The 22064-nt window shown below is 66.0% G+C and carries 22 protein-coding genes; 4 read left to right on the plus strand and 18 right to left on the minus strand.

Translation table 11 applies throughout. The features are described 5' to 3' along the window. Positions 1-8 precede the first annotated feature (8 nt). Complete coding sequence (locus ACFE87_RS11085; RefSeq protein WP_375459690.1) at positions 9-812, minus strand: alpha/beta fold hydrolase; 804 nt, start codon at positions 810-812, stop codon at positions 9-11. Then, the gene (locus ACFE87_RS11090; protein ID WP_375459691.1) at positions 809-1657 is read right to left on the minus strand and encodes a polysaccharide deacetylase; all 849 of its coding nucleotides are present in this window, start codon (positions 1655-1657) and stop codon (positions 809-811) included. The genes ACFE87_RS11085 and ACFE87_RS11090 overlap by 4 nt, the downstream gene beginning before the upstream one ends. Before the next feature lie 233 nt (positions 1658-1890). On the opposite strand from ACFE87_RS11090, the gene ACFE87_RS11095 reads away from it, so the two are divergent. Further along, positions 1891-3045, plus strand: a complete 1155-nt coding sequence (locus ACFE87_RS11095) for a cytochrome P450 (RefSeq protein WP_375459692.1) — start codon at positions 1891-1893, stop codon at positions 3043-3045. A 28-nt stretch (positions 3046-3073) separates the two neighbouring features. Here ACFE87_RS11095 and ACFE87_RS11100 read toward each other — a convergent pair whose 3' ends face one another. The 3 genes from ACFE87_RS11100 to ACFE87_RS11110 are packed head-to-tail and all read right to left on the minus strand — an operon-like array spanning position 3074 to position 6053. Next, positions 3074-4045 carry a 3-hydroxyacyl-CoA dehydrogenase family protein gene (locus ACFE87_RS11100; protein WP_375459693.1) on the minus strand — a complete coding sequence of 324 codons (972 nt, stop codon included), beginning with the start codon at positions 4043-4045 and terminating at the stop codon, positions 3074-3076. 32 nt (positions 4046-4077) lie between these two features. Then, on the minus strand, positions 4078-5049 hold the full coding sequence (locus tag ACFE87_RS11105) for a Bug family tripartite tricarboxylate transporter substrate binding protein (protein WP_375459694.1): 972 nt from the start codon (positions 5047-5049) through the stop codon (positions 4078-4080). Between the two features lie 44 nt (positions 5050-5093). Further along, complete coding sequence (locus ACFE87_RS11110) at positions 5094-6053, minus strand: Bug family tripartite tricarboxylate transporter substrate binding protein (protein ID WP_375459695.1); 960 nt, start codon at positions 6051-6053, stop codon at positions 5094-5096. 181 nt (positions 6054-6234) lie between these two features. Here ACFE87_RS11110 and ACFE87_RS11115 point away from each other — a divergent pair, with 181 nt between their 5' ends. Together ACFE87_RS11115 and ACFE87_RS11120 are read left to right on the plus strand one after the other, a co-directional pair. Beyond that, a complete protein-coding gene (locus ACFE87_RS11115) occupies positions 6235-7056 on the plus strand; it encodes an SDR family NAD(P)-dependent oxidoreductase (RefSeq protein WP_375459696.1) in 822 nt (273 codons plus the stop codon). Positions 7057-7101: 45 nt separating this feature from the next. After that, positions 7102-8073 carry a dihydrodipicolinate synthase family protein gene (locus ACFE87_RS11120; RefSeq protein WP_375459697.1) on the plus strand — a complete coding sequence of 324 codons (972 nt, stop codon included), beginning with the start codon at positions 7102-7104 and terminating at the stop codon, positions 8071-8073. On the opposite strand, the gene ACFE87_RS11125 is transcribed toward ACFE87_RS11120, so the two are convergent. After that, entirely contained in the window at positions 8065-9789 is a 1725-nt protein-coding gene (locus tag ACFE87_RS11125; protein ID WP_375459698.1) for a TAXI family TRAP transporter solute-binding subunit, read from the minus strand. The two genes, ACFE87_RS11120 and ACFE87_RS11125, sit on opposite strands and share 9 nt — an antisense overlap. Before the next feature lie 215 nt (positions 9790-10004). Here ACFE87_RS11125 and ACFE87_RS11130 point away from each other — a divergent pair, with 215 nt between their 5' ends. Continuing rightward, positions 10005-10166: a hypothetical protein gene (locus ACFE87_RS11130; RefSeq protein WP_375459699.1), complete on the plus strand. Its 162-nt coding sequence runs from the start codon at positions 10005-10007 to the stop codon at positions 10164-10166. Between the two features lie 58 nt (positions 10167-10224). Here the strand turns inward: ACFE87_RS11130 and ACFE87_RS11135 are convergent, their stop codons facing one another. The 12 genes from ACFE87_RS11135 to ACFE87_RS11190 form a co-directional block, all read right to left on the minus strand. Next, a complete protein-coding gene (locus ACFE87_RS11135) occupies positions 10225-11031 on the minus strand; it encodes an alpha/beta fold hydrolase (protein WP_375459700.1) in 807 nt (268 codons plus the stop codon). Beyond that, positions 11024-11410: a hypothetical protein gene (locus tag ACFE87_RS11140; protein ID WP_375459701.1), complete on the minus strand. Its 387-nt coding sequence runs from the start codon at positions 11408-11410 to the stop codon at positions 11024-11026. The genes ACFE87_RS11135 and ACFE87_RS11140 overlap by 8 nt, the downstream gene beginning before the upstream one ends. Positions 11411-11438: 28 nt before the next feature. Continuing rightward, complete coding sequence (locus tag ACFE87_RS11145; RefSeq protein WP_375459702.1) at positions 11439-12527, minus strand: mandelate racemase/muconate lactonizing enzyme family protein; 1089 nt, start codon at positions 12525-12527, stop codon at positions 11439-11441. Between the two features lie 32 nt (positions 12528-12559). Next, the gene (locus ACFE87_RS11150; protein ID WP_375459703.1) at positions 12560-13396 is read right to left on the minus strand and encodes an amidohydrolase family protein; all 837 of its coding nucleotides are present in this window, start codon (positions 13394-13396) and stop codon (positions 12560-12562) included. Positions 13397-13523: 127 nt separating this feature from the next. Then, on the minus strand, positions 13524-14822 hold the full coding sequence (locus ACFE87_RS11155; protein ID WP_375459704.1) for an ABC transporter substrate-binding protein: 1299 nt from the start codon (positions 14820-14822) through the stop codon (positions 13524-13526). Between the two features lie 20 nt (positions 14823-14842). Further along, the gene (locus ACFE87_RS11160; protein ID WP_375459705.1) at positions 14843-15670 is read right to left on the minus strand and encodes a carbohydrate ABC transporter permease; all 828 of its coding nucleotides are present in this window, start codon (positions 15668-15670) and stop codon (positions 14843-14845) included. After that, on the minus strand, positions 15667-16599 hold the full coding sequence (locus ACFE87_RS11165) for a carbohydrate ABC transporter permease (protein WP_375459706.1): 933 nt from the start codon (positions 16597-16599) through the stop codon (positions 15667-15669). The genes ACFE87_RS11160 and ACFE87_RS11165 overlap by 4 nt, the downstream gene beginning before the upstream one ends. A 51-nt stretch (positions 16600-16650) precedes the next feature. After that, positions 16651-17622 carry a DUF6282 family protein gene (locus ACFE87_RS11170; RefSeq protein ID WP_375459707.1) on the minus strand — a complete coding sequence of 324 codons (972 nt, stop codon included), beginning with the start codon at positions 17620-17622 and terminating at the stop codon, positions 16651-16653. After that, on the minus strand, positions 17619-18839 hold the full coding sequence (locus tag ACFE87_RS11175) for an ABC transporter ATP-binding protein (RefSeq protein WP_375459708.1): 1221 nt from the start codon (positions 18837-18839) through the stop codon (positions 17619-17621). The genes ACFE87_RS11170 and ACFE87_RS11175 overlap by 4 nt, the downstream gene beginning before the upstream one ends. A gap of 39 nt (positions 18840-18878) precedes the next feature. Further along, positions 18879-19691, minus strand: a complete 813-nt coding sequence (locus ACFE87_RS11180; RefSeq protein WP_375459709.1) for a carbohydrate ABC transporter permease — start codon at positions 19689-19691, stop codon at positions 18879-18881. A 54-nt stretch (positions 19692-19745) separates the two neighbouring features. After that, complete coding sequence (locus ACFE87_RS11185; protein WP_375459710.1) at positions 19746-20624, minus strand: carbohydrate ABC transporter permease; 879 nt, start codon at positions 20622-20624, stop codon at positions 19746-19748. Next, positions 20615-21883 (minus strand): ABC transporter substrate-binding protein, encoded by a 1269-nt coding sequence (locus tag ACFE87_RS11190; protein WP_375459711.1) that lies wholly within the window; start codon positions 21881-21883, stop codon positions 20615-20617. Before ACFE87_RS11190 ends, ACFE87_RS11185 begins: the two co-directional genes overlap by 10 nt. Between the last annotated feature and the right edge of the window lie 181 nt (positions 21884-22064).

The following is a 22064-nucleotide window of genomic DNA, read 5'->3' on the forward strand; positions in this document are numbered from 1 at the left end:
GCGGGCTCTTAATGCCCGCGCCGCTTCAGGAAATCCGTCAAGTCGTCGACGCAACGGGAGGCGTAGCCATCGCAGATGTTGTGGGCTGCCGTATCGTAATACATAAGCTCCGAACCCTGGATGCGCTTGTTCATCTCCTGATAGGCGCTCGCGTGGCCGATCTTCTCCTTGCCGGCCGCGACGATCAACGTCGGAGCCGTGATCTTCGACACATCCTCCATGAAGTCATGGGTGGTCATGTGGAGGACGAAGCGCGCGATGAACGCCGGGTCGTTCGAGCCCGCCTGCTCGATGAACCACTTGACGAGGTCCGGATCGGCGTTCGAGTCGAACCGTTCGTCGATCGTGTTGGCCAGGAACGTCTTCAGGCCGACCTCCTGGATCTTCGGGATCCAGGTCGGGGCGTGGCTGTGCTTCAGGCCGGGGGTCGACCCGAACAGGGCGAGCGTCTCGACCCGCTCCGGATGGTGGATGGCCAGCTGCTGCGAGACGTAACCCCCGGCCGAGTTGCCGACGATGTGCGCGCGCTCCGCCCCGACCAGGTCCAGGAGCTCGAGGGCGTCGGACACCAGCAGAGAGAGCGAGAACGGGTCGTCGGCCTTCGGCATCTCGGACTCGCCGTGGCCCCGCAGGTCGAGCCGAACCACGCGGTGCCGGCGCGCAAGCCTCGGCACCCACTGGAACCATCGCCGGGAGTTGCCCATCGCGGCATGGAGCAGGAGCAGGGTCTCGGGTTTCCGCCACGGATCGGTGAAGTCGTCGACATGGTAGGCGAGCCGCAGCCCGTCCGCGGTCGTGAAGCTCTGGCTCATGTGGGGTCCGATTCGAACGGGAATTTTGCGTCGTAGGCGGCCGCGGCCTGTTCCATCGTACAGAAGACGGCGCCGCCCTCCTTTAAGGTGCGCAGGAGACGCTCGAGCACCAGCATCCGATGGCCGCGGCCAATGACGAAGGGGTGGAAGGTGTAGCTCAGGACGCCCCAATCGACGTTCTGCTGCATGTAGACGAAATCGTTGACCCAGTTATCGAGAACGCTGTTCGCGTTCATCAGGCCCGGCAGGATCGTGGTCTTCGTCCGCAAGAACTCAAAATGCGGGTAGTCGTCGAGCGACCAGCTGATCGGCAGCTCGATCAAGGGCGTGCGAGGGCCGAAGACGGTCGGCTGATCGAGCGTAACCACGTCGCCGCGGCGGACACGGTAGGGCGTGTAGTCGTCGCCCATCATGCTGCTCTCGTAGATGAAGCCGTGTTGGAGCAGGAGGTCCACGGAATGCGGGCTGAGATCCCAGGACGGCGACCGGTAGCCGCGGGCGTAGCGTCCCGTCAGCTTTCGGATCTGCTCGTTGGCCCGGACCAGCCCCTCCTCCTCCTGCTCCCGCGTCATGTCGCTGGGCGGCTGATGCGTCCACCCGTGGTGGCCGATCTCATGGCCGGCTTCGGCAACGAGATCGCTCTCTCGCCGGTAGGTCTCGAGCGTGTGGCCGGGGATGAAGAAGGTCGCCGGCACCTCGTAGCGCCGGAGCAGGGCCAGGATGCGGGGGATGGCGACGGGGCCGAACTCGCCCCGGGACATCGGGGTCGGCGTTGTCAGGCCGCGGGCGATGAAGCCGGACACGGCGTCGAAATCGAACCCGATGCAGATGAGATGGGTCGGCAAACGTCACCCCGCTTGGTCGGCGCCCTACCGTGAACTTGTGTACCGTTCCAGCTTGTGGAACGGTAGCGTGCGGTTCATGGAACCGCAAGCCGGTCCGCGAGCCGTGAGGGCTGTTACCGATGTCGTCCGCAACTCCCGTTCAATCAGCGAGTCACGAGGTCTCGCCCCTGCAGGCCGTTTCGGGCTGCCCGGTGGGCGCTGGGAGGCGCTTCCCGGTCCCGCGCCAGGACCCGATGCGGCCTCCCGCCGAGTATGGGGCCTGGGGCCGCGCGGAACGGATCTTCGAGGTCACCCAGTGGAACGGCTCCAGGGCCTGGTTCGTGACCCGGTTCGACGACATCAAGACGCTGCTCCGGGATCCTCGCCTGAGCGCAGACGCCGCGCACCCGAACTATCCCGCGCAGACGGCCGCCCTCGCCCTGGTGCGCCGCGACTACCAGGTCTTCGCCCAGATGGATCCGCCCGAGCACACCGCGGAACGGAAGCTCCTGGCCGGCGAATTCTCAGCCCGAGCGGTGGAGCAGCTTCGGCCGAAGGTGCAGGCGATGGTCGATGCGCGGATCGACGAGATCGCGGCCAAGAAGGGGGAAGCCGACCTGGTCCAGGACTTCGCGGCGCCGCTCCCCTGCCAGGTTATCTGCACCCTGCTCGGTGTCCCGGCCTCCGACCACGCCGCGATCCAGAGATGGGCGCTCGGGATCTCGACCCGCGCGATGTCGCACGAGGATGCGGCCGCGATGATCAAGACCTTCTGCGACGGCTACCTGACCGACCTCGTCGAGGAGAAGGACAGGAACCCACAGGACGATCTGCTGAGCCGGCTCATCGTCAACCACGTGCGGTCCGGCACACTGACGAAGCACAAGGTCGTGAGCCTCGCGCGGCTTCTCCTCACGGCCGGGCACGAATCCACGACCGGCACGCTCGGCGTCGGGCTCGCGGCGCTGCTCTACCATCCCGAACAGCTCGACAAGCTGCGGCGCGATCCGGACCTGATCAAGGGCGCCGTCGAGGAGATCCTGCGCTACACGGACGTCACGCATTCGGGCCGGCTTCGCACGGCCAAGGAGGACATCGACTTCGCGGGCGTCACCATCCGGGCCGGTGAGGCGATCATCATGCATCAGCCGACGGCCAACCGGGAGGAAGGCGTCTTCGATCGCCCGCACGACTTCGACATCACGCGCGAGATCACGCAGCACCTGACGTTCGGCACCGGCATCCACAACTGCATCGGCCAGCCGCTGGCCCGCATGGAGCTGCAGATCGGGATCGGCACCCTGGTCGCCCGGCTGCCAGATCTGCGGCCGAAGCTCCCGCTCGGCAGGCTCGAGTTCCACGGACAGCTCGCGATCTACGGCCTGAACTCTCTCCCGGTCGTCTGGTAGGTAGGCCCGGGCTTCCGGCCGCCCGGGCTCAGAATTCGGTCGGCTCGCCGCGGCGCGTCATCCGGGCAATGGTCTCTTCGAGCAGTTCCGAGAACCGCTTCAGCCGGTCTGGCACCGTATCCGGGTCCCACTCGTAGAAGCCCTTCCCGGTCGTGACGCCGCGATGCCCGTCCTCGACGAGCTCACGGAGCCTCCGGCTCGGCTCGCTGCCGTTGTGCAGCGTCGGATATATCTCCCGAGACGCGGCCAGATGGACCGGAAGACCGTGGATGTCGCGGGACACGACCGGGCCCAGAATGTGGTACCGCAGTCCGAAGCCGAACCGGACGGCGAGATCGACCATCTGAGGGCAGGCATACCCCTCGTCGATCAGGTGGTAGATCTCCCGGTACATCGCATGCTGGATCCGATTGATGAGCATGCCGGTGATGTCGCGATCGAGCACGATCGGGACCTTTTCCATCTGCTTCATCCACGACACGAGCTGGGCCATGGTCCGGTCCGAGGTGTGGTCGCCGCGCGTGATTTCCACCGCAGGCATGACGTGCGCTGGAACCATGAAGTGGAGGCCCGCACTCCGCTCCCGCAGCTTCAGCCTCGACGTGACATCGGTGATCCGCAGGCTCGACGTGTTCGTGGCCAGGATCGCCCCGGGGCCGACACGCGGCTCGATCTCGTCCAGGAGGGCATGCTTGAGCTCGAGGTCCTCGAAAACGGCCTCGACGACGAGGTCCGCTGCCGGCAGATCCGCGTCGCCCAGGCTCGCGTGACAGGCGATGGTTCCCCCGCCCAGGTTCTCGGCGAGGCGGGACATCTCGCGCTGCCAGTACGCGCGGGCCCTGTCGCGGATTGCGGGATCGCTTTCAACGACCTTGCACCGCCAGCCCCCGATCGCGAAGGCGAGGGCGATGTCGGCGCCCATCCGGCCGGCCCCGACCACGACGACGTGGAGCCGCGACGTCGCGTCCTCGCGGCCGTCGCTCCGCTCCCCGGCATCCACGGAACGCTCCCGAGACGGCTCTCCCGACGACGTCACTCGACCTTGATCCCCGCCCGCTCCACGACCGACGTCCACTGGTCAATCATCAGGCGGAACTGCGCGGTGTGCTCCTGAGGCGTGTTGGCGATCGGCGCGTAGCCGAGACTGGCGAGCTTCTTCTCGTTCTCCGGCAGCCGGAGGGCCTCCGTGAACGCGCGATGGAGCTTCGCAACGATTTCGTCGGGAACCTCGGCCGGAGCGTAGATGCCCCAATAGGAGCTCCCGTCGACGTCCAGGCCGCTCTCTTTAAAGGTCGGCACATCGGGGAGGCTCGGGTGACGGGTCCCGCCCGTGATCGCGATCGCCCGGAGCTCCCCGGTGGCCAGGAACGGCGCAGCCGAGCTGATCCCGATGAAGGCGAGTTCGACCTGCCCCGACAACACTCCGGTCAGGGCCGGGCTGGTGCCCCTGTAGGCAACGTGTTGGACGTCGATGCCGGCCGCGAGCTTCATCAACTCGCCGGCGAGGTGGGGCGCAGTCCCGATCCCGCCCGACCCGTAATTGAGAACGCCGGGCTTCGCCTTTGCGAGGGCCGTGAGCTCCGCGAGAGTCTTGGCCGGAATCTTGGGATTGACGACCAGAATGGCGGGCGAGGTCGCCATCATGGTCACGCCCTTGAGTTCCTTCGCGGTGTCGTAGGGCAGGCGCGACTTGAAGAGGCCCGGATTGATCAGGAGGGCGGAGTCGGTGGCGAGCAGCGTGTACCCGTCGGCCGGCGAACGGGCCACGGCGCCCGTTCCGGTCATGGTCGACGCGCCGGGGCGGTTGTCGACCACGATCGACTGCCCCAGGGCGGCTCCGGCGGCCGGCGCGATCATGCGGACCACGATGTCGGTCCCGCCGGCCGGCGCGTACGGGATGATGACGCGGATCGGGCGGTCAGGATAGGTCTGGGCGTGGGCGCTCCAGGCCGATCCCAGGATCAACGCGGCGACGACGCCCCGAAAAGACGCTTTCAAACCCATTGCACTCGCCTCCAGCCGCGTCCCGACCTGCAGAACTCGCGTTTTCACTCTTTCCCGAGCTTCAGATCTCTGACCAGGCGGGTGTATTTCTCGAGATCGCTCGCCATCAAGGCCTCGAATTGCGCGGTCGTGCTCGACATTGGGTCCGCGCCGCCGTCGATCATCTGCTTCTGCATCTCGGGAGTGGCGACGATCTCGACGAGCAGCTTGTTCAGGCGCTCCACGATCTCGGGGGGCGTCCGCCGGGGCGCGAGGATGCCGTACCAGCTGTTCAGCTCGTAGCCCGGGACGCCGGCTTCCGCGATGGTCGGGATGTCGGGCAACGAGACGGCCCGCTTTTGGCTCGTCACCCCGAGCGGAACGAGCTGCTTGCCGTCGATGTAGCCGCGCAGGCCGGCAATGGTCGACGCGTACATGTCGATCTGGCCGGACAGGACGTCCGTGGTCGCGGGCGCGTCGCCCCGGTACGGAACGCTTCGCATGTCGATCCCGGCAAGCGACTTCAGGAGCTCCATTGTGATCAGCGGCGTGCCGACGCCCGAGGTCCCGTACGTGAGCTTTCCGGGCTCCTTCCTGGCAAGGGCGATCAGCTCGGACAGTCGCGTGATGTTGAGCGACGGCCGGACGACGAGGAGGTTCTGCGAGGAGACGAGCGTCGAGACGGGCGCGAAATCCTTGACGGGATCGTACGGCACCTTTCCGAAAGCGGCGTTGATAATCATGTTCGCCGTCCCCATCAGGAGCGTGTACCCATCCGGGGTCGCCCGGGCGACGGAGTCGAACCCGATCACGCCCGAGGCTCCGGGCTTGTTCTCGATGATGACGTTCTGCCCGAGGATCGGCCCCAGCTTCGCCGCAACCTGGCGGGCCAAGATGTCCGTCGCGCCGCCGGCCGGATAGGGGACTACCAGCCGGATCGGTCTCGTCGGGTAGGTGTCGGCCCAAGCCGTGGCAACGTTCATTGCCGCCATCAGGACAGCTGCGATCAAGGTTGAAAGCCTCATGAAACCCTCGCGCTCTCCGAGATGCATGGAAGCCATCGCGCGCAATTCCCGTTCCAGTTCAAGAGGAAAAGCGCAACCTTAGCTGTTCCAATAGGCGAAACACCCGCCTTGTCAACGGCATCGGTCTGTGACAGCGGTGCCGGCCGAGCTGCGGCGATCCGCGTCGTCCACGGAGCCAGGCATGACGAGTTCGACCCGGGCGGATGCTCCGTCCCGCCCGCCGGGCCGGTTGAGCGGCAAGGTTGCCTTCATTGCGGGCGCCGCGGCCGGTATCGGGGCCGCGACCGCCCGCATCTTCGCCCGGGAAGGCGCAGCCGTAGCGCTCGCCGACATCAATCTGGCGGCCGCCAAGGCCGTCGGGGATGAGATCGCGGCGGGCGGCGGCCAGGCGCTCGTCCTGAAAGCGGACGTGGCGTCGGAGGAGAGCGTCGCGGCTGCGTCAGACGCGGCCGCCAGCCATTTCGAGGCGATTCACGTTCTGTTCAACTGCGCCGGCGGCTCCCTGCCGGTGGATGCACCGGTCACAGACGTCGATCTCGGGGTTTGGGACACGACCATGACGCTCGACGTGCGGGGCACGATCCTGACCTGCCGGTCCGTCATTCCTCACCTGATCGCGGCCGGCGGTGGCACGATCGTGAACATGTCGTCGGGCGCGGCGCTGCGGGGCTCCGGAAAGGCTCACATCTACGCGGCCGCGAAAGGCGCGATCATTTCGTTGACCCGGACGCTGGCCGGAACCTATGCGCGCCACAACATCCGGGCGAACGCCATCTGCTCCGGCCGCGTCAACACGGAGAGGGTGCGGAGCACCTACGGCATCCCGGGTCGGCCGGGGAGCCACCACGATGCCATGCGGGTGACCGAGCAGGTCAAGGAGTACCCGTTCTGGTTCGGGGAGCCCGACGACATCGCCAATATCGCGCTGTTCCTCGCCTCGGACGAGTCGCGAATGATCACCGGCGCCGCGATCCCGGCCGATGGCGGACGCTCGGCCTACTGAAACCGGCCGGCAGGTCCGGGTGCCGCACCGTCCTGGAGCCTGCTGATGCCGCGGAACCGACCATCCGACGCCCGGAGCTGGGTCCGCTCCCATTACCGCGGCTATTTCGCCGCGCTGTACACGCCGTTCGGCACGGACGGGGAAGTCGATCACCCGGCGCTCGCCAGAAACGTCGAGATCACACTGCAGCTTCCTGGCGTCTGTGGTCTGTCGCTTAATTCGATCCACCAGGAGTTCTGGACGCTCACGGATACGGAGCGCCTGCGGCTGACCGAGACGGTTCTCCGGACCGTGGACAGCAGGAAGCCCGTGATCGTCGGCGTGTCCCACACGTCGTCGCGGACGGTGGTCGAGTTCGCCCGGCACGCGGCGGCGGTGGGCGCGGATGCCGTGATGGTCTGGCCGCCCTATTACGGGTCGCGGTCGACCGATGGCGTCCGGGCCTTCTACGAGTATGTCGCCGAGCGGATCGACATCGGCATGTTCGCCTACAGCACGACCTTGTCAGAGCTCGGCTTCTATCTGACGCCCGAGATGGTCGAGGCGCTCCTTCCCCTGGAGAACCTTTGCGGCGTCCACTCGTCGACCATGAACATCGCGTCCTACGCGTCCATGTTGGAAAGGGTCGGGGCGGAGATCGCCGTGTCGACGTCGCTCGAGGAGTACTTCCTGTTCGGGAAGCTCTCCATGCCCGAGCGCACCCCCGATTTCCTGATGGGCTGCTCGCGCCCCCTCTTCGTCCAGACCCGCGACAAACCGCATTGTGGACGATTCATCGAGGCGGCCTTGTCCGGCGACTTCGTCGCCGCCGCCAAGGAGGCGCGCACAATCCTGACCTTGGCCGAGAAGCTTCAGAGCCGCTACTTCGCCCGCGGCTATCACAATGTCTCGCTCTCCAAGGCCCTGTCAGAGAATGTCGGGCTGACGAGCGGCCCGGTTCGGCCACCCGCGAGCGCGGCCGAGCCGGCAGATCTCGCGGAGTGCTTCGAGCTGTTGCGCGAGGCCGGCCTACGATGACCGGCGCGGCTCGCGGGGAGCCGACGCCTTACCCTTTCGACCGCGCCGGGCCTCATTTGGCGACTCGGATTCGGGCGCTGCGTTCGCGTAGCGCGGGAGGATGCTGACCTCGCCGAAGTAGCGTCCGGCGCCCGGATGGATCGGCGCCGTAAGGCCGTCCAGGACGAAGTCGGGGCCGAGGCGCGAATAGGCGGACGAGATCTGCCCCAGTAGGGCGCGCTGCTCGTAGATGGTGCGGGCCACCTCGCAGACCTCCCCGCCGTCGCGGTCTGCGCGGCAGACCAGCGCCGTCGGCACCGTGATGGTTGTGATGTCCGCCTTGAGGGGCTCCGGAAACAGGTGCCGCGGGATCGTGCCGACCCGGTACCCGACGTTGCGGGACACCATGCGGCCGATCGTGTCCTCGTCGGGCGCGATGAGGCGGATCGAACCCGAGGAGACGAGTTCGCGAAGCGACGGGTTCGAGAACGACGTCATCCAGACAATCCCGTCGATCGTGCCGGCGTCGAGCTGCCTCTTGGCTTCCGGGTAGTCGAGGTAGATGCTGGTGAGGCGCGAAGGACGGCGCCGATCCGCGTTGCGGGTCGCAGCCAGGACGTCCTCGTAGGTCTGCGCAGCCGAGAAGCCCTGCTCGCCGGGGGAGATCCGGAGGCGGGCGAGGCTGTCGACGTCCCGGACCTTCAGGTGGGACCTGACCGCAATGACGAGGCAGAGCTCGGAGAGGTGCATCACTGTCCGGAGGTCGGTCAACTTCCGCTTGAACTGGTGGCGCGCTTCTCTCGCGTCCGCGATGCTCGACGCGAGCGTCAGCCCATAGGCGGCCGATCCGACCTGGATGTGCTCGAGGTTTCGAACGCCGCCGCCAAGGGCCGGCAGCATCGCCAGCGATGGATTGGTCCGCCCAATAAGGTCGCTGATGACCGTCGCGCCCTCCATCCAGCTTCCCACGCTCGCGCCGCCGAGCAGCTTGAAACCGAGACGCGAGGAAACCCGCTGCGCCGCCTCGCGGACGACCGCACCCAAGGCGACTTCCTGGCCGTCCTCCAGGCGGGCCAGCGGCACGACAATCCCTAGGCTGCCGACCGGAGCGCCTGACTCGTCCAAGACGGCCGCAGCGATGACCGTAGCCGAGTCGACCTCTCGCGCCCGCATAGTGGCGTATCCGTTGGCCCTCGCGGCCGCGATCTCGTCGGGCCGGACCTCGCTGCCGCCGCCCGCCCTAGACGTACGGGCGACATCCGTCGCCCAAAGGCTCGCCAGGACGGCGGTCCCGCAGGCACTCTCGGACAGGTGCAGCGCTCGCCCGATCGGCGCGAGATAGCGGAGCGTGTGGGTGGACTTCGTTTCCGCGATGTAGGCGAGGCGGTCGCGATGGGGATCGAACAGCGCGAGCCAGACGCCCTCTCCGGTCCTGTCCGTGATCTCCTGCATGACCGGAAGGGCCGCTGAACTGAAGCCTTGCCGGTGCATGATCGCCGAGGCGAGCCGCGTGAACTCGAAGCCGACGCCGTACTTCTGGCTCTTCCCGTCATAGCTGACGAAACCTTCCAATAGTAAGCGCGCGAGGAGCCGATGGGCCGTGCTGGGCGGCAGCTTCAGGGCGGCAGCGAGCTCACGAACGCCCCATTCGTCCTGCCCGTCGACGAAGGAGCGCAGAGCCGCGATCCCCTTCGCGACGCTTGCGACTGGGGAGGGCGCAGCCGTCCTCTTGTTCATGCGCGGCGGTCCGTGTCGATTCGCTGAGAAGTTCGTATAGGCACTCTGACACCCGATGCCTCTGCGAAACTAAAAAGCGGGGGAAAGCGCCCGTCCGCGAACTTCTTGTGTGGATTGGCCAGCCCCCATCGGGTGGTTCGGGCTGAACGTTAGACTAGAGCACGTTCAGCGCTCTCGATTTTGAAGTGGGATTCGCGGCTGAGGCGACGTGTTTCGTGGCCGGCTTCATCGGCATGAACAACGTGCTCGATTGCGAGCTCGACTTCGGGCGCGCCGTCGTCGCGGGCGTGCCTCTCGCCTTCGCCCTCACCGGCGCGCGCTCGCTGACGATAGCGCCGAGCAGCACCGCGCTCCCGTTGAGCTTTATAAGGCTCTGATCGGCCGAGGCGCTGCGGCCGGATCACGTCGGCACCGTTCGTCTCGGCCCCCAATCCGTCAAAGCCCGGCCTTTTCGAAAAAGTCGAGCATGACCTCGCTGACCCGGTCTGGGTCCTCCAGATGCGGGAAGTGGCCGAGCCCGGGAAGCGAGTTCATGCAGACGAGGGGAGCGTTGACGAGGCGGCCCTGAGCCGCTTCCACCATCTCCTTCGAGGCCAGCCAATCTTCGGTGCCATGCGCGAGGAGAACGGGCACGCGCACCTTGTCCATCAGCGAGCGGATGTCGCAGCGACCGTAGGCACGCAGGTCGCCCTGCTGCGCCAGTGGAACGATCGAGAGAACACCCCACTCGGAGAAGTCTCGGCCCTCGGTCGTCGATTGCGACCCCACGAGGCTCATGGAGAAATCCATGTTGGAGTGCATCAGGCTGACCTGCGGATGAGTCATGATATCGAGCGCCGTCTCAGTGAAACTGGGCGTGTGGTCGCAGCCTTGCAGCGCGACCACTCCACGTACCTCGTCGAACAGCGCTGCCATGAGAAGGGACAGGTTGCCGCCCAGCGAGCACCCCGTTACGATGAAGCGTTCGCCGATCGCGGCCTCCGCGAATTCCCGGAGCCAGCCCGCAATGTCGTGCGCATCTTGGAGGCAGCGATTGCCCGCCAGCGGCCAGCTCTTGCCGTGGCCCGGGAGGTCGGGAACGAATACCCGGTAGCGCGCGGCGAGGTGCTCCATGACGCCCTGCCATTGCCGGCCCTCGCGGCCGGCGGTGTGAATGGCGAGGATCGGAGCGCCCTCGCCGCAGCTCTCGAAATAGGTGCGGCGCCCGCCTACCTCGACATAGCGGCCGAGGATCTCACCCATGGGTCGTCCTCCCGAGCAGCGTGGACGAGATGCGCCAGAGCTGCCACAGCGCCGGCGTCATCCACGTGAGCGCGAGTGCATCACCCTCTACCCGCAAGCGCCCGTGCAGGACGTTGATCGCCCGCGCGTACGGGGTGGCCCCCGTAAGCACACCCTCCCACTCGTCCGCCGGCCCTACGATCGAGAAGCTCGCGCCCCGCAGGTCTGGCGGCCGGATCACGGCCAGCCGCCCCCGGTGGAACTCGAGCAGGTGTCGAGCCTCACCGACCATCACCGAGAAGGCACAGCCTCGCGCATGTTCGCACTTGGCGCGCAAGGCATCGTCGCGGCTTGCGGCGGCGGCCAGCTCGGCCCAGAAGGAGGCATCGCGAATTTCCATTCGGCTCCCCAAGAGGGCTGTCGCTTGCTCACCGGTCACGGCTGTAGCGATCGATGATGTCGCGAGAGAAGGTCAGGCCGAGGCCAGGGCGCTCTGGCAGGCGAAACATCCCGCGCTCGATGTCGGGCTGCTCCTCGAACAGTTTCTCCCACCAGCCCGGGAGGTATTCGGAGAAGGTCGCGTTCGGCAGGGCGGCGACGAGATGCGCGGAGATCTCGGTGAAGGTGTGCGAGGACACCTGCATGTGCTTGCCAGCCGCCAGCGCCCCAATTTCTAGGAACTCGGTGGGCCCGCCGCACCGCATCAGGTTCGGCATGAGCACGTCGCAGGCTGCGGCCTCGAGCAGGTCGCGATGTCCCCAGCGCGTGAAGACGGATTCGCCGGCCGCGACGGGGATATCCAGGGCATCGGTGACGCGTGAGGTGCCGGCGACGTCGTAGACCGAGACGGGCTCCTCGAACCAGCACACTCCGAGCTCCTGGAAGCGCCGTCCCGCGCCGATCGCGTCCACGACACTCCAGGCCTGGTTCGCGTCGACCATGATCCCGAAATCGTCGCCGAGGGCTGCGCGCAGCTTCTCGACCCGCGCGACGTCCTCGCGCCATTCGGGGCGGCCGACCTTGATCTTGCAGCGACGATATCCCGCGGCGCAGTGCTTCTGCGCTTCCTCGATCAGAGCCTCGATTGGATCGGCCAGGAAGCCGCCGGTCGGGTACAGCTCGATCTCGTATCGCACCGGCCCGAGGAGGCGCCAGAGCGGCATGCCCTGGGCCCGGGAGAAGAGATCCCACAGAGCGGTGTCGACGACGCTCATCGCCATGGCGGACGGCCCAGTCTGGCCGATAAAGTTCAGCTGGCGCCACATTGAGGCCGAATGGCCGCGCACGTCCGCAACCGTCCTGCCAACCATCGCCTCGGCGAGGTCTTCGACCAGAAGACGGACGGCCGCAGCCTGACGGTGGGCAAAGTTGAACGCGTAACCGATACCCACGAGCCCCTCGGCATGAATTTCCAGGAGGACGTTCTCCAGGTCGCGATAGACGTGATTGCCCGTCTTCAGGGGGCGCTCGAAGGGGATAGAGACGTGATGGGTGGTGAATCGTTCGATGATCGGCATTTTCCCCTCGTCGCGTTCCGGCTGGCAGGTGATCAGATACAACCGAAGCGCGAGAGGAACGCCTCGGCATTGCCGTGCAGCACGCCTTCCAGCGCGTGCGGCGTGAATGGCAGGGCGGAGACGCGCTCGATGGCGGTGCGCACGGGCACGATCGGAAAGCAGCTCGCGAACATGATCCGGTCCGGAATGATCGTGTTCGCCGCCTCTGCGAACAGCGCCGCGCCCGGCAGGTGCGAATAGAGAGACGTGTCGATGAAGACGTTCTGGTGCCGGAACGCGATGGCGATGGTCTCCGTCACCCAGGGCCATCCCGAATGGTCGATGACGATCGGCAGTTCCGGGAAATCACAGGCGACGTCGTCGATGCAGTTGACGTCGCCGTGGGCCAGACGAGGCCCCGGGAATGGCAGCGGCCCGCAGGTGATCACGACCGGGACGTTCAGCTCAGCGCACTTGGCATAGACCGGGTAGAGCCGGCGGTCGTTGGGCTGCACGAGCCCGCCATAGGGATCGACTGAGATCCCCTTTAGGCCCAGGTCGCGAATGGCGTGCTCCACGGCACGAACGGAGCGCATGCCCTGCAGCGGGTCGATCCCGGCAAAGCCGATCACCTTGCCGGGGAAGCGGCGCGCCACCTCGGCCACGTATTCGTTTCCGACGTCGTGGCCCGTAGTGCCCTCGGACTGGCGGCCGGTGAAGACGACGCGCTCCACGCCATCACGCTCGAAGTTGGCGACCCACTCCTCCAGGGAGGCGGGCGTCGGCTGGGGGGAGCCGAGCTTGCGGATCACGTCCTGGGCGACGGGCGAGCCCAGCGCGACGAGGTATTCCTGCGTGTTGGGCCGAGAGCGGAAGTCGATCACACGCATGGCAAGGCTCTGGCGGGTTTCGTGGTGCCGTCGGTCGGCGCAGATGGAGGATCGCCGTCGGCCGAGGAGGCCGACGGCGAGGAGCGTGGTTCGAGGCCGTCGCGGGCAGCGTGCGCCTGGCAGGCTCTTACTTCAGCGTCTCGACCGCCGCCTCGACGGCCTTGGCGGGCGGCATCTTGCGGATGACCACCTGCTCAAGCGCGCGCGCCAGCGTGAAGCGCTGCAGCACCGGCCCGAGCTTCAGGACCGGCACGCCGGATTCGCTCAAGGGAAGCTGGCCGATCTCGATGGCCTTCCGCAGCACCGCGAGCGACCTTTCGCCAGCCGGCGTCTTGAACAGGGGCTGATTGAGAAAGTCCTGACTCTCCGCGACGCTCTTCAGCGGCGGCCAGTAGTGGACCGGAACAGTCTTCATCATGCGAACTTTACGGTCGCCCGTCTCGAGATAGGTGATGAAGTCGTCGGCCTGCTTCTGGTTCTTGGCGCCTTTCGCGAAAGCCCAGCTCTTGACGTAGAGCAGCGCGGCCGGATGGGCACCCTCGCCCGTGCCAACAGGATGCAGCATCGGCACGGCCACGTTGAGCAGGGCAGGATTGAACTGCTCGAGATAGCTTAGCAGCCGGAACGGGTAATCGGTGTGGCCGACCGCCCCAGTCGCAAAGGCGTTCATCATCTCGTTGTTCGAGTAGTTGTTCATACCTGGCGGCGCAAAGGCGGTTAGCTTCGCTAGGAATTCGAAGGTTGCGACGGCGTTGGGCTTGTTGAGCGTGACCTCGCCGTCCTTGTCGAAGATCGTGGCGCCGTTGGACCACATCCAGTTCTGCACGATGTCGTTGGTCAGCCAGTTGGCGCCCACGGCCATCGCGGTCCCGTAGAACCTGCCACCCTCACCCTCAGCCTTGGACAGCGTCTCAAGGTTGTGGAGGTACTCGGCCCAGGTCCCGGCCTCCTTCAGGCCATGCTTCTCATAGAGATCCTTGCGGTACCAGAGCACGTTCACGCCCGTGCTGAAGGGCACGGACCAGACCTTCCCGTCGAGGGAGTTGGCCTTCAGGATCGGCTCGAAATAGTCGGCGCGCCCGACGCGCTCGACGATGCCGTCGACCGGGCGGGTGATGCCGCGGCGGGCGAGCTCGAAGGTCTCGTACTGGTTCTGGACGTTAAAGACCTCGGGAGGCTCGCCCGCGGCGACGGCGGCCATCAGCTTCTGCGTCAGGTCCTGGAACCCGACATATTGCACTTCGATCTTGGTGCCGGGATTGGCCTTCTCGTAATCGGCAACGACGGATTCCAGCACCTGCTTGGTGTTCGGGTTGGTTTCCGTGGTCATGATCCTGACCGTGGCCGTCTGCGCCATTGCCACAGCCATCGGCACCATGGCGATCGCCAACGCGGTCGCGCCGAGAAGTGCTTTGATACTATTCATGTTTGATGCTCCCCTTGATGTCAGCCTTTGATTGCGCCGCCGGCCAGGCCCGCGATGAGCCACTTCTGGACGAAGGCGAAGCCGACCAGGACCGGCAGCGTGATCAGCACGCCGCCCGCCATCAGCAGACCCCATTCCACGCTCGTTGCCTCGACGAACCCGGCGACGCCGACCGGGAGCGTCTTCTTGGATTCGTCCACGATCAGCACGAGAGCGAACAGGTAGTCGTTCCAGGAAATGATGAAGGCGAAGACGCCCATGGCGACGAGGCCCGGAAGAGCCACCGGAAGGACCACCAGCCACAGGGTTTTCAGCCGGCCGGCGCCGTCGATCATGGCCGCCTCATCGAGTTCAAGCGGGATGGCCTGGAAAAAGATGATGGCGAGCCACATCACGAGAGGAAGCGTGAAGGCAACGTGCGCGAGCGCGAGCCCGAGCAGACTGTTGATGAGGCCGACATTCTTCAACATGACGAAGAGCGGGATCGACAGCAGGATCGGCGGAAACATGTAGGTGAACAGCACGCTGCTCGCGATAAGGTCCCGGCCGACGAACTTGAACCGCGTCACCCCGAAAGCCGCGAGGATGCCCGCGACCATGCAGCCGGCCGTCGCCAGCGTCGACACGATCAGGCTGTTGAGGAAGTACCGTGGGAACGGGGTGTCGCGCAGCAGGCGCGCATAGTTGTCGAAGGTGAGCTGCGTCGACGGCAGGAGGGCCAGCGTCCGGCTGAACAGCTCCGAAAACGGCTTCACCGACGAGATGACCATCCAGTACAGGGGAAACCCGACGATGCAGACCGTCAGGACGATGGTCGCCCAGAGGAGGGTACGGCCCGTGATGCTCACCGGCCGTCCTCCTGCTTGAGCTTACGGGCGTACCAGACGCCGAACAGGGCGAGCAGCATGAAGATGCATGCCGAAGTCGCGGCGCCCGCGCCGAGCTGGTACTCCTGGAAGGCCTGCATGTAGGCGAGGATCGGCAAGGTCGCGGTCTTTCCCACGGGGCCGCCCTGCGTCAGCAGCCAGATCGTGTCGAACTTGTTGAACATCCACAGGCCCCGGATGAACACGACGAGCAGGATCGTGGAGCGCAGCTCGGGCAGCGTCACATACCAGAAGCGCTGCAGCGGGCCGGCGCCGTCGATGCGGGCCGCCTCGTACAGATCGCCCGGGATGACCTGAAGACGTGCCAGCACCTGGATGGTGATGAAGGGGAAGAACATCCAGACGTTGATCAGGACAACGCTTGGCATGGCGAATTCCGGTGAGCCGAGCCAGGCGATGCTCTCCTTGATGATGCCGAACTCCATCAGGGCGAGGTTGGCGACACCGTAGAGATCGTTGAGGATCCACTTCCAGATCAGCACAGCCACGATCGTCGGGGCGACGAAGGGGAAGAGGATCAGTCCCCGCACGAGGGCGCGTCCCCGGAAGGCGTTGTTCAACAGCAGGGCGGTCGCGATGCCCACGAGAAGCTGAAGGACGACCGTGAAGAAGCTGAACACCAGCCCATTGACGAGACCTTCCCAGAAACCAGCTGACGAGAAGAGCCGGCGGTAATTCGCAAGCCCGCTGAATTCGGGCGCAGCGCTGAACACCTCGACGTCGTGCAGGCTCAGCCAGAGGGTCGACGCGAGCGGGTACGCGGCGAAGAGCACGAGCAGGAGCACGGCCGGCGCGACGAACAGGTATCCCTTGTAATTCTCGCCACGGGGCCGCCATCCGCGGCTGCGGGTGCCCGTCGGGGGTACGAGCGGGAGGGTCGACGATCCCATGACGTCAGCGGGATCGCGGGGCGGCCGGCAGCGCAGGGAGGAGCGACATCGCTACCAGCCCTCGAAGCCGACGATGCGCGCTGGGTTGTGGTGGAACATCCTGCGGATCTCGTCGGGGGTGATGCCGACCTTCAGCAAGATCGCGATGTAGGTGCGCATGCCCTCCACCGGCAGCGGGGAATAGAGCTGGCCGAGGTCGGAGCTGATGAAGCAGCGCTCCGGTCCGATCTCCTTCATGGCGGCTGCGATTTCGCGCGGGTCCTTGGGTGTCTCTCCGTGCACGAAGTGCATGTAGGGCATCATCAGGCCGAAATCGAACTCGACCAGACAGCCGAGCTCGGCGAGTTCCTTGACATCCGCCATGGTGAGCCGCGTCATGGCCCATTGGGAATGGCTGAGGATAATCCGTTTGAGGCCCTGGTCACGGGCCTCGCGCACCACGAGGTGGCTCTCCTCGGCGGAGATGTGGCAGGTCGCCAGGCAGGCGTCGAATTCCTTCACCAGGGCGATGACGTCCCGCACCTCCTGCTTGAGGCGTCCGTCCCGCGTGACCGTGACGGCCTCCTCTTCCTCGAGAGGCAGGTTGACGCCCGCGTAGAAGCGCTTGCGGTAATCGTGGTGGTTGAGGGTGTCGCCGGTTGGAAAATGCACGACCCTTGCGCCGTCGCCATGCGTCAGCGCCACCCAGACGGCGCGCGGATTGATGCCGCCGCTCGCGAGGTTCATGACATGGGCTCCGTAGACAGGGATGCCCGGCCCCAAGCGGCTCGCCACGTAAGCGGTCCCGGTCGTCGACGGCCCGATATCCTTGATGACCAGAGCCCGCATCCCGGCGGCATGCGCATCGGTCGCAAGGCCGATGACGTCCTGCGAATGGGCGAGCGGGAACACATGGGGATTCGTGTGGATGTGCACGTCGATCCCGCCGACCATCAGCTCGCGGACAGCACCAGCATCGAGGCCTCGCTGCATGTCGGCCCGTTTGGGATAGCCGGCGACATCACCGGCGGCTTGCGCACTCATCCCGCGTTCCTCCTGTTTGAACCGAGTTCGCTACGCACGCGAGCAATCGAAGATCGGGATTCCACGCCCTCTGATCGATCGGTGTGGTTTCCGCCGTGCTCAGCTCCCTCGAGGTCCGACAAGGGCGCGAGCGATCGGCCCGTGGCCCGGTCGAAGATGCGCAGCGCCTCGCCCGGGAAGCTGACGAAGATCGTGTCCTGAAGCTGATATCCGGCGGTGGGCGGCGCACGGGCGACGATCATGTGCTCGCCCATCCGGACGTGGACATGCTGCTCCGACCCAAGCTGCTCGCACAGGATGACGGTGCCGTCCGCCATGCCGGTTCCCTTCACTCGGTGCAGTCCCACATGCTCCGGCCGAATTCCGACCGCGACCGGCAGGCGCGCCGGGGCGCTGGCGGCTGCGTCCCCGAGGACGGGGTCGTCCAGGGTGAGCGAGGGACCCCCCTCAATGCGGAGCCCGCCCTTGCCACCGCGGTCCAGGATGGCGTCCATCATGTTGATGCCGATGTCTCCCAGGAACGACGCGACGAAGCGGTTCGCGGGCCGGCTGTAGAGCGCGATCGGCGTTCCCACCTGCTGCAGCTCGCCCTCGGCCATGACGGCCATGCGGTCCGACAGCGTCATGGCTTCGGCCTGATCGTGCGTGACGTAGATGACGGTCGCGCCGAGCCGCTCCTTCAGCAGCCGAAGCTCCGTGCGCATCTGAATACGCAGCCGAGCGTCGAGGTTCGACAAGGGCTCGTCCATCAGGAAGACCTGGGGGTCCCGCACAAGGGCGCGGCCGAGCGCCACCCGCTGCCGCTGCCCTCCGCTCAGGTGCCGCGGGTAGCTGTCGAGGAAATCCTCGATCGCCAGCACGGTGCTGACCTCACGTATCCGGCGCTCGATCTCGGACCGGCTCGCCTTCGCGGCCTTCATCGGCAGCGCCAGGTTGTCCCGCGTCGTCATGTGCGGATAGAGCGCGTAGTCCTGAAACACCATCGCGATGCCGCGATGCTTCGGGGGGATGTCGGTGACATCCTTGCCGCCGATGTGGATGCGTCCCGCCGAAGGGGCCTCTAGGCCGCACAGGAGCGCGAGCAGCGTGGACTTGCCGCAGCCCGAGGGTCCCAGGAGGCTGAAAAACTCCCCGTCCGCGACCGTCAGGCTGACGTCGCGGACGGCATTCTTGCCGTCGAAGGACTTCGACAGGTGCGAGACGCGTATCTCTGCCATCAGGATCCCGTCTCCGGTCTGGATGAGGTTGGCATCGGCCTAGCCCTTCACGGCCCCGGCCGTGAGGCCCTGGGTCAGCGTCCTCTGCACGAAAGCGAAGAGGACCAGGACCGGGAGCAGCGCGACCGTCACCGCGGCCGTAAGCTCGCCCCACTGGATGCCGAACTGGCCGACGTAGTTGTAGAGCCCGACCGTCACCATGCGGTTGGGTTCGGACGTCGTCAGCGTCACGGCCAGGATGAAGTCGTTCCAGACGAACATGAAGATCAGGATGGCGGCCGCGGCGAGCCCGGGCCGGACGAGCGGCAGGGCGATCCGGTAGAAGATCGCAAGGGCGCCATAGCCGTCGACCTGCGCTGCCCGGTCGAGACTGGGCGGCACGTTCGCGAAGAAGTCCTTGAGCAGCCAGACCGCGATCGGCATCTGCCAACCGCTGTATACGAGGACCAGGGCCAGCTTGGTGTCGAGCAGGCCGAGCCTGGAGCCGAGGATGTAGAGCGGAACGATATTGGCGACCCGGGCCACCATCATGGAGGCGAGGATCAGGTACAGCAGCGCGTCCCGCCCCCGGAAGGAGAAGCGGGAGACCGCGTAGCCGGCATGGGCGGCGATCGCGAGGGACAGGACGATGGTAAGGGCGGCGACCAAGACGCTGTTCAGGACGTAGTAGGGCAGGCCAGAGGTCAGGACGTTCGCATAGTTCTCGAGGGTCGGCGAATTCGGGATCCAGACGGGTGGATAGGCGACGACCTCCGCCTCGCCCTTCAGCGAGGTGGCAAAGCTCCAGGCGAGCGGGAAGAGCGCGAACACGCAGGCGAGCAGCAGCAGGCTGTAGACGATGAACGAGGACATTCGGCTCACCGGCACGGCTCACCTCCCCGAAGCAAGTGCGGGATTGCGGGTCATCTAGGTCGCCCGGCGTCGCGCGGCGAGAATGTAGAAGACGGTCAGGACGCAGTTGAATGCAAAGACCACCACGGACATGGCCGAGGCATAGCCCGTATTGTAGTAGTCGAAGGCTTCCCGATACAGCCGGAGGGGCAGGATCTCGGTCTGCCGGCCGGGGCCGCCTCCGGTGAGGATCAGCGGCAGCTCGATCATGTTCAGGTAGTGCATGGACGCGACGATCGTCACGATGAGCAGCGTTGGCGTCAGATGCGGCAGGAGGATGTGGCGGAAGACCAGCCACGGTGAGAGGCCATCCACGCGGGCCGCGCGGCCGACGCTCTCGGGGATCTGCTGCAAGGAGGCCAGGAGGAGGATCATCGAAAAGGCGTAGCCGTTCCAGGCCGAGGCCAGGACGAGGGACGGCATGGCCCAGGTCTGGTCCAGGAACTGGATGCCCGACAGGCCGACCGACTCTAACGCGCGGGGCAGAGGACCCAGGTCACCGTTGAGGACGAACCTCCAGAGGAGGGCCGTGATCACCAGGGAGGTTATCCAGGGAACGATGAGAAGGGTTCGGAACAGGCCTGCGAGCCGGACGCGCACATCCAGGAGGAGGGCCAGTCCGAGCCCCAGCGCCACCGTGGCCGGCACGCCGGCCAGCAGGTAGATGCCCGTCGTCCAAACGTTGCCGCGCGTGCTCGAGTCCGCGAACATCTCCCGGAAATTGGCGAGGCCGACGAAGCGCTTCTTCAGCGCGATCGTCGCCTCGTAGAGGCTGTAGTCGAAGGCCGAGTAGGTGCCGTATCCTGTCACCCCGGCAATCAGGAGCACGGCCGGCGCCATGAAGGCGTAGGCTAGCAGGCTCTCCCCGCGGGGCGAGGTGACTGCTACCGGCACCCGACCGCCCTGTCATACGCCGCGACGCTATCGGTCAGGGCTTTCTGCACCGGAACCTTTTCCACGGCGACCTGCTGGATTGCCTGGATGACTAGGTCGTGGAACTTGGCCGGGTTCTTAGGATAGACCTGCGGCGAGCCCTCGAAGTCGGCGAGATACGTGACGAAAGCCTCGGAGACGGCCGCGTTAGCGGGATTAAACTTGATGCCGGCGAGTGAAGACGCCCGGGCCGGCAACTCGCCGGAGGTCTCCGCCTTGATGTGGTCGGCCGCGGCCGCCGTCATGAACTTGACGAGGCGAGCAGCCTCCTGCGGGTGCTTGCTGGCGCTGGAAACGCCGATGCTCCAGCTATAGATATGGGGCGGCGAGCCCTTGGCTGACGAATCCGAGGGGAAGCGCCACAGGCCGACCTTGCCCTTGGTGATGTCGGAAGATGCGGCCGTGGAAGCCCGCGAGGCCTCCTCTACCACGCTTGCGAACCTGCCCGCCCGGAAGCCGTCGAGCACGTCGTCGTTGGTGAGGCGCAGCACGTCCGATGGCATCGCCTTGTGCACGTTCATCATGTCGAGGAGGAACTGGACCGACTTGACGCCCGCGGGGCCGTCCCAGGCGCCGCAGGCCCCCTCGAAGATCTTGCCGCCCGCGCCCCAGATGTAGGGCTGGACGAAGTTGGGAACGAGGCTCTTGGCCGGGCTCAGCCCGATCCCGAAGCCGTGGACCCGGTCCTTGGTCATGGCCGCAGCGACCTTGGAGAAGTCGTCCCAGGTCTTGGGCTCTGGCAGGCCTGTCGCGGCGAACAGGTCCTTGCGGTAGAGGATGGCGTTCGGCACCGGCGTGTAGACGATCGCCATACGCTTGCCGTCGAACACTGTGCTTTCGCCAAGAAGGCCGGTCCGCTCGTCGCCCTGCAGGTAGGGATCGAGCGGCTGTAGCGTATTGAGGTTGATGTATTCGAGCGTCTGCCCGAAGGAGACCCGGCTCACGTCCGGGCCGCCACCGCTCTGGACGGCGAGGATGGTCTTCTGGGGAAGCTTATTCCAAGGCGTCGTATCGACCTTGACCGAGATATTCGGGTTTTCCTGCATGAACCGCTTCAGTATCTCGCGCTCCGTCTGGGCCCTCGCATCCCTCGAGCTGTGATCGAGCATTGTCCAGTACGTCAGCTCGACCTTGTCGCTGCCTCGTGCCGCATAGGGCAGGATCGACATCGTTGTGACGCAAACCACGGCAATCGACGCGCGGATCTTCGTCCCTCTCATGGCATTTCCCTCTTCGCGTTTCGTACACGGGCGCCGAACGTAGCGTCTGCCGTGGCTTGCACATGTAAGCGGTTTCTTTGGAGAATGAGGCGAGCTTTGAGCCGAGTCAATCGAAACGTAGTCGCCGCGCGACTTGAGCGCCTGGCGGCCGTAGCGGGAAATCGAGGTTTCCCTAGGCTGG

The sequence above is a fragment of the uncultured Enterovirga sp. genome (genome assembly GCF_964242715.1).
Classification (GTDB): domain Bacteria; phylum Pseudomonadota; class Alphaproteobacteria; order Rhizobiales; family Beijerinckiaceae; genus Enterovirga.